Source organism: Streptomyces sp. NPDC059010, from assembly GCF_042740355.1.
Taxonomy (GTDB): domain Bacteria; phylum Actinomycetota; class Actinomycetes; order Streptomycetales; family Streptomycetaceae; genus Streptomyces.
The window spans coordinates 50,858-59,794 of sequence record NZ_JBHYJA010000059.1 but is presented as its reverse complement, the minus strand read 5'-3'; the positions used below and the strand labels follow the sequence as shown (position 1 = coordinate 59,794).

Below are 8,937 nucleotides of genomic sequence, written 5' to 3'. Positions count from 1 at the left end.
TATCAAATCGTGTTGGCGGGGGCCCCTCTCACTTTTTTAAACACCCACAAAACCCCCGCCCCGCACGCCGCGCCGCGCGGGGGGCCCCCCCGCCCCCCCCCCCCCCGCCTGCTGCCCGTTCACGGCGGCTCACATCACGCCGGCAGGGGCCGGTCGTTCACCACGTGCTTCATCACCAGCGTCGAGGTCAGCCGCTGCACCCCCGGCAGCGTGGCCAGCCGCTCGTCGTACAGCCGTTGGTAGGCGGCGAGGTCCGCGGCGACCACCCGCAGCAGATAGTCCGGCTCCCCGAACAGCCGCTGCGCCTCCACCACGTGCGGGATGTCGGCCAGCGCGCCCTCGAACCCGGCGACCGTGTCCCGGTCCTCCTGCCGCATGGAGACGAAGACCAGCGCCTCGAAGTTCAGCCCGACGGCGGCCGGCTCCACGACGGCCCGGTATCCGCTGATCGCGCCGGCCCGCTCCAGCTCCCGCAGCCGACGGTGGCACGGCGAGACACTGAGCCGCACCCGCGCGGCCAGCTCGGTCACGGTCAGCCGCCCGTCCTGCTGCAGCTCGGCAAGAATCTTTCTGTCCACGTCGTCCATGAGGCAGATCTTCCCTCACAGTGGCGGATCATGGGCAAACTTCGACAACACTTTCGGGCCATTCACGCCTAATGTCGCCACCATGGACTCCGGGCTGCTCATTTCCTTCCTCGCCATCGACCTGCTGCTCGTCTGCGTGCCGGGCGCCGACTGGGCGTACGCGATATCCGCCGGGCTGCGCGACCGCACGCCGGTGACGGCGGTGGCGGGCCTGGTCACCGGGTACGCCCTGCACACGGTCCTCGCGGTGGCGGGACTGGCGGTGCTGGTGGCGGGCGAGCCGGCGCTGCTGACGGCGCTGACGGCCGTCGGCGCCGCGTATCTGGTGTGGCTGGGCTGGGGCGTGCTGCGCCGTCCGGGCACGCCGGGGGAGGCCGAGGAGACGGTGTCCGCGAGCCCGGCCCGCGCTTTTCTGCGGGGGGCCACGATCAGCGGGCTGAACCCCAAGGGCCTGCTGCTCTACCTCTCGGTGCTGCCGCAGTTCCTGGTGACGAAGGGCGACCATCTGCCGGTCCCCGCCCAGACCGCCGTACTCGGCCTGCTCCACATGGCGTGCTGCGCCGCCGTCTACCTCACGGTGGGCCTCGCGGCCCGCGCGGTCCTGGGCGCCCGCCCGGCGGCGGCCCGCGCGGTCGCGCGCACATCGGGGGCGGCGATGCTCGGGATCGGCACGTTCCTGCTGGTCCAGCGCCTGGCGACGCTATGACCCGGGCACAATCCTGAAGAGCCGGATCTCCCGCTCCACCCGTTCCTGATACGTCGCATACGGCGGCCAGAACGCGAGCACCGCCTTCCAGACGGCCGCTCGCTCCTCGCCCTCCAGCAGCCGGGCCGTGACGGGGATGTCGACGCCCTTCCAGCTGACCTCGGCGTCCGGATGGGCGAGGAGGTTGTGGGTCCAGGCGGGGTGGCCGGGGCGGCCGAAGTTGGAGCCGACGAGGATCCAGGAACGGCCGTCCTCCTCGGGCATACAGGCGAGCGGCGTACGGCGCGGCTGTCCGCTGCGGGCACCGGTCGAGGTCAGGATCACGCCGGGCAGCATCTGTGCGCTGAGCAGCACCTTTCCGCGCGTGAGCCGGTGTACGGCACGGTCGAGGGCCGGGATCAGATGGGGGGCGACCTTGGCGAAGCCCCGCGTGGACGAGACCTTCTGCACGACCCGCACGCCGATCACACCGCCACCTCCTGGGTGTCGAAGAGCCGGGCCGCGTCGGCGGCGCGCGCCCGCAGCCGGTGGACCGGGCCGAAGAGGAGCTCGTCGCCTGCGGCCCGCTTGAAGTAAAGGTGCGCCTCATGCTCCCAGGTGAAACCGATGCCGCCGTGCAGCTGGATGCCTTCGGCGGCTGCGGTGCGGAGGGCTTCCAGCGCGTGTGCGAGGGCGAGGTGCGCCTCTGGGGGTGCCACTTTGTGCCGTCTCGCGTCTGCGGGAGCGTCGTGGTTGGTCGCGCCCACGCGGCGGAGCCGCATATCGACACGACCCGCGCCCCTACAGGGCGTTGCAGCCCAGGCCGCGTAATAGGCCGCCGATCTTGCTGCCTGGACTGCCACGTACACGTCCGCCAACCGGTGCTTCACCGCCTGGAAGGAGCCGATCGCCCGGCCGAACTGCTCCCGCTGGCCCACGTACTCCACGGTCCGCTCCAGCGCCCGGTCGGCGGCTCCCACGGCCTCGCACGCGAGGGCGGCGGCGGCCGTGTCGCCCGCCGAGGCGAGGGCCGGCAGGACTTCCCGGCCGTCCTCGTCACCCAGCAACTCGGCGTCTACGTACCGGAGTTGGACCCGCGCCTGCGACCGGGTGGCATCCAGTGCGGTCTGCCGTACGCGTACGACCCCGGCGGCATCCCCCTCCACCAGGAACAGCAGCGTCCGTGACCGGGCGAACCCCCCGGCGTGCGCGGCGACCACCAGCAGCCCCGCGCTGTGCCCGTCCAGCACCTGGTCGACCTGCCCGTACAGCCGCCAGCCCTCCGCCACCCGCCGCGCCTGCACTCCCCCGGCGCGTCCGCCGCCGGCCCAGTCGCCGCCGTTGTCGCCGGTGAGGGCGAGGGCGGTGGCGAGTGCGGTGCCGGGGACGGCGAGGGCGGCGGTGAGCGCGCCGGAGGCGATGCGGGGCAGCAGTGCGGCGCGCTGGGCCTCGGTGCCGAGGGCGGCGATCAGGGGCGCCGCGAGGACGGCGGTGGCGAACAGCGGGGTGGGTGCCAGGACCCGGCCCGTCTCCTCGCAGGCCAGGGCGAGTTCGGTCGCCGAGCAGCCGACGCCGCCGTACGCCTCCGGCAGGGCGAGTCCGGGCAGGCCGAGCTGTTCGGCGAGGGCCGTCCACAGGGCGGGGTCGTGTCCGGCGGGGGTGTCGAGGGCCGCGCGCAGCTGCCGGGGTCCGCAGCGGCTGTGCAGCAGCTCGCGGAGGGTGCGGCGGATCTCGTCCTGCTCGGGGGTGAAGCTGGCGTCCATGGGCTGTTCCCTCCGGCTCTTCCCCGCAGATCTGACGGTCCGTCATATTAGGAGGGCCGTAGCGAGATGCACAGAGGTGTGGACGTACTCAGGTGGGAGGCCTCGCATGACTGCCGGGAGCCGGAAAGTCGCCGTGGTCGGCGTGGCCCTGTCCGACTGCGGTCGGGTGGACGACGCGACGCCGTACGCCCTGCACGCCCAGGCGGCCCGCCGCGCGCTGGCCGACGCGGGACTGGGCCGCGAGGTGGTGGACGGCTTCGCGTCCGCCGGTCTCGGCACCCTCGCGCCGGTCGAGGTGGCCGAGTACTTGGGCCTGCGCCCGACGTGGGTCGACTCCACCTCGGTGGGCGGCTCCACGTGGGAGGTCATGGCGGCGCACGCGGCGGACGCGATAGCGGCCGGCCACGCGAACGCGGTGCTGTTGGCCTACGGTTCGACGGCCCGAGCGGACATCAGGGCGGGCCGGCGTACCGGAAACCTGTCGTTCGGCTCGCGGGGACCCCTGCAGTTCGAGGTCCCCTACGGCCACACCCTCATCGCGAAGTACGCCATGGCGGCCCGCCGTCACATGCTCGAACACGGCACGACGATCGAGCAGTTGGCGCAGGTGGCGGTCCAGGCGCGGGCGAACGCCGCCCTGAACCCGGAGGCGATGTTCCGTGACCCGATCACGGTCGACGACGTCCTGTCCGGACCGATGATCGCGGACCCCTTCACCAAGCTGCACTGCTGTATCCGCTCCGACGGCGGGGCAGCGGTGCTGCTGGCCGCCGAGGAGTTCGTACGGGACTGCCGTACGGCACCCGTGTGGATCCTCGGCACCGGGGAGCATGTCTCGCACGCCGCGATGTCCGAGTGGCCCGACTTCACGACCGGTCCGGCGGCGGTGAGCGGACGGCTCGCCTTCGAGCGGGCCGGAGTGCGACCGGAGGAGATCGACTTCGCGGAGCTCTACGACGCGTTCACGTACATGACCCTGGTGACGCTGGAAGACCTCGGCTTCTGCGGGAAGGGCGAGGGCGGGGCGTTCGTGGAGAAGGGACGGCTGCTGGTGCGGGGCGGTGAGTTGCCCGTGAACACGGACGGCGGCGGGCTGTCGGCCCAGCACCCCGGGATGCGGGGGCTGTTCCTGCTGGTGGAGGCCGTGCGGCAGCTGCGGGGCGAGGGCGGGGAGCGTCAGGTGTGGGGGCCGGGCGGGCGTGGGGAGCTGCCGCGACTGGGGGTGGCTTCGGCCACCGGGGGATGGTTCTGCTCGTCGGGGACGTTGGTGCTGGGGAGGGAGTGAGACACGATCGTCGACCGGACCGGGAGGAACAGGCATGGCACTGACCCGCGAAGAGCGTGAAGAGTTCCTGGCCGAACCCCATATCGCCGCGCTGGCCGTCGACGCGGGCGCGGGGCGCGCACCGCTGACCGTGCCGATCTGGTACCAGTACGAACCCGGCGGCGACGTATGGATCATGACGGGAGTGGACTCCCGGAAGAACCGGCTGATCCAGCCGGCGGGCCGGTTCGCCCTGATGGTCGACCGGCTCGAACCCACGATCCGGTACGTGTCGGTCGAGGGCCCGGTCGTCAGCACGACCCCCGCCACGATCGAACAGCTCCGGGAGGTCTCGGCCCGCTACCTCCCGGCCGACAAGGTCGACGGCTATGTCGACTTCGCCTGGAAGAACCACGGGGAGCAGGTGGTCGTCCATATGCGTCCCGAGCGATGGGTGTCATCGGACCTCGGTCAGGTGTGAGCCGGCGCCGCACGTGACAATCGGGGGATGGGAACGGATCTTCATGACCTGCTGAGGTCGCTGCGCGTCTGGGACGTCGACCTGCCCGCCTTCGACCCGGCGGCCACGCCCGCCGACCCGCTGGCCCTGTTCACGGCCTGGTTCGCCGAGGCGGTGGCGGCCGGGCAGGTGGAGCCGCACACGATGTCCCTCGCCACGGCGGACGAGGCCGGGATGCCGGACGTACGGACCGTGATGCTGCACGGCGCCGACCCGTCCGGCTGGTCCTTCGCGACGCACGCCGGCAGCCGCAAGGGCCGTCAGCTCGCCGCCCGCCCGCACGCGGCGCTCGGCTTCTACTGGCCGGCGCAGGGCCGCCAGGTGCGGGTGCGCGGCCCGGTCACGACGGCCCCGTCCACCGAGTCCCAGGCCGATCTGCACGCCCGCTCGACCGGCGCTCTGGCGGCCGCCCTGACCGGCCGCCAGAGCGAAGCCCTGTCCTCCCTGGAGGAGTTGAGGCGCGAGTCCCAGGCGGCCTGGGACCGCGCCCAGCACGAACCGGACGCCCCGGTCCCGTCCTGGACCCTCTACCGCCTGCGCCCCGACGAGGTCGAGTTCTTCCAGGGCGACGCGGCCCGTCGCCATGTACGGCTCGTGTATCGCCGTACGGCGCAGGGGTGGGCGAAGGAACTGCTGTGGCCCTAGTCCAGGTCCTGGACTTGGCCCAGGACCTGGCCGGCTGACGGGGCGGGGCGGATCAGCCGCGTGTCACCGCCGGTCAGTGGCCGCCCCGGGCAGACCCGGAGGCGTCGGCAGCGGCAGCGGGTTGGTGCCGGTGCGCTCGCGTGCGGCCGGGGCGGCCTGGCAGGTCGCGTCGTTCGCCGGCATCCTGCCGGTGGTCAGGTAGGCCGTGGCCGTCTTGTCCGCGCAGGACTTGGTGCCGTAGATGCCGTGCCCGACACCGCCGAGGACCGTGACCAGCTTCGCGCCCTTCATGACCCGGCGCAGGCCCTGGCCGCTGGCCAGCGGAGTCTGGGAGTCCCACTCGTTCTGCAGGATCAGCGCGCCGACCTTGTTGTCGATCCTGGTGGCGGGCTCACCGCCGTTCTTCTTCCAGAACGCGCACGGCTTGATGTTGGACGCGAAGTCGCCGTACACGGGGTACTTGGCCTTGTCCCTGATCGCGTCGCTGCGGTACTGCTCGGGATCGCGCGGCCAGTTGCGGGTGTCGGCACAGACGACGGTCCAGAAGCCGGCGGTGCCGTTGTCCCCCGGCACGGCGCGGGCGAACGACGGCGGAACCGGCGTGGGCGTCCCGCTCTTCCGGTGCGCGGACGGACGCCTGCCCTCGGCGGCCTTCTTCAGCTCGACGACCGACTCGGCGGCGTCCCGCACACTGAAGAACGTGGCACGGCCGCCGGAGCGGATGTCATCACCGGTCAGCTTGGCCCCGTCGAGGTCGATCGGCTTGCGGTCGGCCTGGGCGACCAGGTCGTAGAAGGTCTTGCGGACCGCCTCGGAAGTCGCTCCCAGCTTGTACGTCGAGTTCCGCTCGGCGGTCCACTCGGTCCACCTGGTGAAGGCGGGCTCGGTGCCCTCCGCCCAGATCTGGATCATGCCGCGCCAGATCCGGGCCGGGTCGACGGCGCTGTCCAGCACGATGCGGTCGGAGTGCTTGGGGAACATCTGCGTGTAGACCGCGCCGAGGTAGGTGCCGTACGAGTACCCCAGGTAGGAGATCTTCTTCTCGCGGAGCACGGCACGGATCACATCCATGTCCCGGGCGGTGTTGCGGGTGGTGATGTGGCGCAGCTTGTCGCCCTGCTTGGCGTGGCACTTCTCGGCGAAGGTCCGTGCCCACTTCACGTCCTTGGCGAACGTCCCGGGCTTGTACGGCCGTTCCCAGTTCTCTTCCGCGGGCGTCAGACCGCAGCTGACGGGAGAGCTCTGGCCCATGCCTCGCGGGTCGAAGCCTATGAGGTCGTACTTGTTCTTCACGGACTTCGGCAGCTCGGTGGCCAGCAGCAGCGGCATGTCGAGGCCCGGACCGCCCGGGCCGCCCGGGTTGAGCAGGAGCACACCGCGACGCTCCCGCTCACTGCTCGCCTTCACCCTCGATATCGCCAGATCGAGCTTCTTGCCGCCGGGCTTGCTGTAGTCGAGGGGCACCTTGATCGTGGCGCACTGGAAGGTCGCCGGCATCGATCTGTCACAGCGGTGCCAGGCCGGCTTCTGCTGAAGGTACGGGTTCAGCGGATTCGCCGCGGCGGGTGCCGCTGCGGACGCGGTGGCCGGTGCGAGCGCGGGTATCAGGGCGGCGACGGCACTGGCCGCCAGGAAGGGAGCTATGCGACTGCTGCGCACGTGGGAGGTCCGTCCTTGGGATGGGTGCGTATGAGACGCACCAACCCTTTCGTGTGGTGGAGTTGGGCGAATCCATCAAAGAGACAGGATTCGGTCCGACCACGGACGGACCTACGGGCATGACGGATGGTCCCGGAGTCGGACAACCGAGTCCGGCTCCGCGACGTCTAGTTCAAGTCGGCTTCGTCAGGGTCTAGAAGCCCCGATCGTCCCGGAAGTCATATGCGGCGAAGTCGGACACTGCTCGGTATCCGATGCGCTGGTAGAGGCTGTTGCTCGTCGGGTTGGCCAGGTCCGTGAAGAGGAGTACCTCGCGTACCCCGGAGGTGAGCGCGGAGCGGCTGACCGCTGCGGTGGCCGCGCCCGCGTAGCCGCGCCCGCGCAGGTGGGGCGGGGTGTAGACGGGAGCGACCCGGACCTGGCCGGCGACCACGCGGGTCACGCCGGCCATGGCCACGGGGGCGCCGTCCCCGCTCTCCCAGAAGGTGATGCCCCCACGGGCGATGCGCGCGTCGGCCCAGGCGGCGGCGTCGCGGGCGGCATGGTCGCCGACGGCGTCGATGAACTCGCCGTACCAGCGGATCAGTCGCTCCCGGTCCTCCTTGCCGGCGACCCGGGCCCGGCCCGGCGGCAGGGGGTTCGGGAGGGTCAGGTTCCCCAGCCGGTACAGCCGTTGGCGCTGGCTGACGAGGCTCCGTCCGCCCGCGTGCCGGCGCCAGGCCGCGGCGAAGGCCTCGGCGGTGTCCCGGGCCGCGATGACGCCCGGGACCGAATGGCCGAGGGCTATCAGATGGGCGGCGAGCGAGTCGGCCTCGTCGGGGCCGAGCGGCGTGACGTTCAGCCGGAAGGGCGGGGTGCGGAAGTAGGCGGCCCGCACCTGCCCGCCCAGTTCCAGCACACCGAAGACGGGCGGTTCGTCGCCGTACGCGCGCAGTCCGCTCGTGCGCAGCGTCTCGGTCACCGTCAGGGCGACGGTGTGCAGATCGGGGCGGGAGCGCAGGAAGCCTCCGGCGTGGGCGAGGAAACCGGTGAGATCCTGGGTGCAGTACCAGTCGTCCGGGCGCATACCTCATGATCCCGCGCCCGGGCGGGGGTTGTGCACCCTTTTCCGTCGCGGACACGAAGCCGACACAAGACCCCACCCTCAGGCGGGGGTTGAGAGGCTCCGGGTTCACGGCCCGCGTGGTCTACAGGTTGACGTCCGGATCGGTCGCGAGCCGCGCGTGCAGATGCACGTCCCGGTACGCGTCCTGCCGGTCCGCCTCCCACATCGCGCCCCGCAGGGTCCCCTCCGGGCGGAAGCCGCACCGCTCAGCGATACGGCAGGAGGAGTCGTGGCCGGCGGCATGACCGAGTTCCAGGCGGTGCAGGCCCAGGCCCAGGTCACGGCCCGGGCCCGGTTCGGTGAGGGCCCAGCGGGCGGCGAGGGCGAGGGCGTGCGTGGCGACGCGCCGGCCACGGGCCTCGGGGAGGATCCAGTAGCCGACGCGGGCGGAGCTCATCACCCGGTCGATGAGGTTGACGCCGACGTGCCCGAGGGGCGCGCCGGTCGCCGCGTCGGTGACGCAGTACGACGCCGCCGTACCCTCCGCCGAGTTCCGCACCGCGTCCCGCAGGGATTCCCGGGCGCCGTCAAGGTCCGTGGTGATCTTCAGCGGGGTGTTCCAGCGCCGGAACTCGGGGTCGGTGCGCCCCCGGAACCACGCCTCCACGTCGACCTCGGATTCCGCGTCCCAGGGACGCAGGCGCAGACCGTTGCCGTGCAGGTCGGGGACGGGGTGGGCGGGAGGTCGTATGTCGGTGTGGGGCATGCG

10 protein-coding genes are annotated in these 8,937 nt (G+C 71.9%); 4 read left to right on the top strand and 6 right to left on the bottom strand.

From position 1 onward, the window contains the following. Positions 1-134: 134 nt before the first annotated feature. On the bottom strand, positions 135-587 hold the full coding sequence (locus tag ACFWYS_RS41350) for an Lrp/AsnC family transcriptional regulator (RefSeq protein ID WP_384781222.1): 453 nt from the start codon (positions 585-587) through the stop codon (positions 135-137). A gap of 82 nt (positions 588-669) precedes the next feature. On the opposite strand from ACFWYS_RS41350, the gene ACFWYS_RS41345 reads away from it, so the two are divergent. Then, complete coding sequence (locus ACFWYS_RS41345; protein WP_384781220.1) at positions 670-1,293, top strand: LysE family translocator; 624 nt, start codon at positions 670-672, stop codon at positions 1,291-1,293. Here the strand turns inward: ACFWYS_RS41345 and ACFWYS_RS41340 are convergent. Both ACFWYS_RS41340 and ACFWYS_RS41335 read right to left on the bottom strand, forming a co-directional pair. Then, the gene (locus ACFWYS_RS41340; protein ID WP_384781218.1) at positions 1,288-1,761 is read right to left on the bottom strand and encodes a nitroreductase/quinone reductase family protein; all 474 of its coding nucleotides are present in this window, start codon (positions 1,759-1,761) and stop codon (positions 1,288-1,290) included. The two genes, ACFWYS_RS41345 and ACFWYS_RS41340, sit on opposite strands and share 6 nt — an antisense overlap. Further along, positions 1,758-3,035 carry an acyl-CoA dehydrogenase family protein gene (locus tag ACFWYS_RS41335; protein WP_384781216.1) on the bottom strand — a complete coding sequence of 426 codons (1,278 nt, stop codon included), beginning with the start codon at positions 3,033-3,035 and terminating at the stop codon, positions 1,758-1,760. Before ACFWYS_RS41335 ends, ACFWYS_RS41340 begins: the two co-directional genes overlap by 4 nt. A gap of 106 nt (positions 3,036-3,141) precedes the next feature. Between ACFWYS_RS41335 and ACFWYS_RS41330 the strand changes: the two genes are divergently transcribed. From ACFWYS_RS41330 to ACFWYS_RS41320, 3 genes are read left to right on the top strand one after another with little or no spacing between them, the layout of a single operon-like run. Then, complete coding sequence (locus ACFWYS_RS41330; RefSeq protein WP_384781213.1) at positions 3,142-4,320, top strand: acetyl-CoA acetyltransferase; 1,179 nt, start codon at positions 3,142-3,144, stop codon at positions 4,318-4,320. Positions 4,321-4,354: 34 nt separating this feature from the next. Then, a complete protein-coding gene (locus ACFWYS_RS41325; RefSeq protein ID WP_384781211.1) occupies positions 4,355-4,780 on the top strand; it encodes a pyridoxamine 5'-phosphate oxidase family protein in 426 nt (141 codons plus the stop codon). 27 nt (positions 4,781-4,807) lie between these two features. Continuing rightward, entirely contained in the window at positions 4,808-5,464 is a 657-nt protein-coding gene (locus ACFWYS_RS41320) for a pyridoxal 5'-phosphate synthase (RefSeq protein WP_384781208.1), read from the top strand. A 63-nt stretch (positions 5,465-5,527) separates the two neighbouring features. On the opposite strand, the gene ACFWYS_RS41315 is transcribed toward ACFWYS_RS41320, so the two are convergent. The 3 genes from ACFWYS_RS41315 to ACFWYS_RS41305 all read right to left on the bottom strand — a co-directional run bounded on the left by ACFWYS_RS41315 (position 5,528) and on the right by ACFWYS_RS41305 (position 8,934). Beyond that, positions 5,528-7,123, bottom strand: a complete 1,596-nt coding sequence (locus ACFWYS_RS41315) for an alpha/beta hydrolase (protein WP_384781205.1) — start codon at positions 7,121-7,123, stop codon at positions 5,528-5,530. A 193-nt stretch (positions 7,124-7,316) separates the two neighbouring features. Continuing rightward, positions 7,317-8,189 carry a GNAT family N-acetyltransferase gene (locus tag ACFWYS_RS41310; RefSeq protein WP_384781201.1) on the bottom strand — a complete coding sequence of 291 codons (873 nt, stop codon included), beginning with the start codon at positions 8,187-8,189 and terminating at the stop codon, positions 7,317-7,319. Between the two features lie 121 nt (positions 8,190-8,310). After that, positions 8,311-8,934, bottom strand: a complete 624-nt coding sequence (locus ACFWYS_RS41305; RefSeq protein WP_384781199.1) for a GNAT family N-acetyltransferase — start codon at positions 8,932-8,934, stop codon at positions 8,311-8,313. Positions 8,935-8,937: the final 3 nt, after the last annotated feature.

What these genes read in the sequence shown, in the direction of transcription:
- ACFWYS_RS41350 (WP_384781222.1), bottom strand. Translation starts at nt 587, where the DNA reads ATGGACGACGTGGACAGAAAGATTCTTGCCGAGCTGCAGCAGGACGGG.
- ACFWYS_RS41345 (WP_384781220.1), top strand. Translation starts at nt 670, where the DNA reads ATGGACTCCGGGCTGCTCATTTCCTTCCTCGCCATCGACCTGCTGCTC.
- ACFWYS_RS41335 (WP_384781216.1), bottom strand. Translation starts at nt 3,035, where the DNA reads ATGGACGCCAGCTTCACCCCCGAGCAGGACGAGATCCGCCGCACCCTC.
- ACFWYS_RS41330 (WP_384781213.1), top strand. Translation starts at nt 3,142, where the DNA reads ATGACTGCCGGGAGCCGGAAAGTCGCCGTGGTCGGCGTGGCCCTGTCC.
- ACFWYS_RS41325 (WP_384781211.1), top strand. Translation starts at nt 4,355, where the DNA reads ATGGCACTGACCCGCGAAGAGCGTGAAGAGTTCCTGGCCGAACCCCAT.
- ACFWYS_RS41320 (WP_384781208.1), top strand. Translation starts at nt 4,808, where the DNA reads ATGGGAACGGATCTTCATGACCTGCTGAGGTCGCTGCGCGTCTGGGAC.
- ACFWYS_RS41310 (WP_384781201.1), bottom strand. Translation starts at nt 8,189, where the DNA reads ATGCGCCCGGACGACTGGTACTGCACCCAGGATCTCACCGGTTTCCTC.
- ACFWYS_RS41305 (WP_384781199.1), bottom strand. Translation starts at nt 8,934, where the DNA reads ATGCCCCACACCGACATACGACCTCCCGCCCACCCCGTCCCCGACCTG.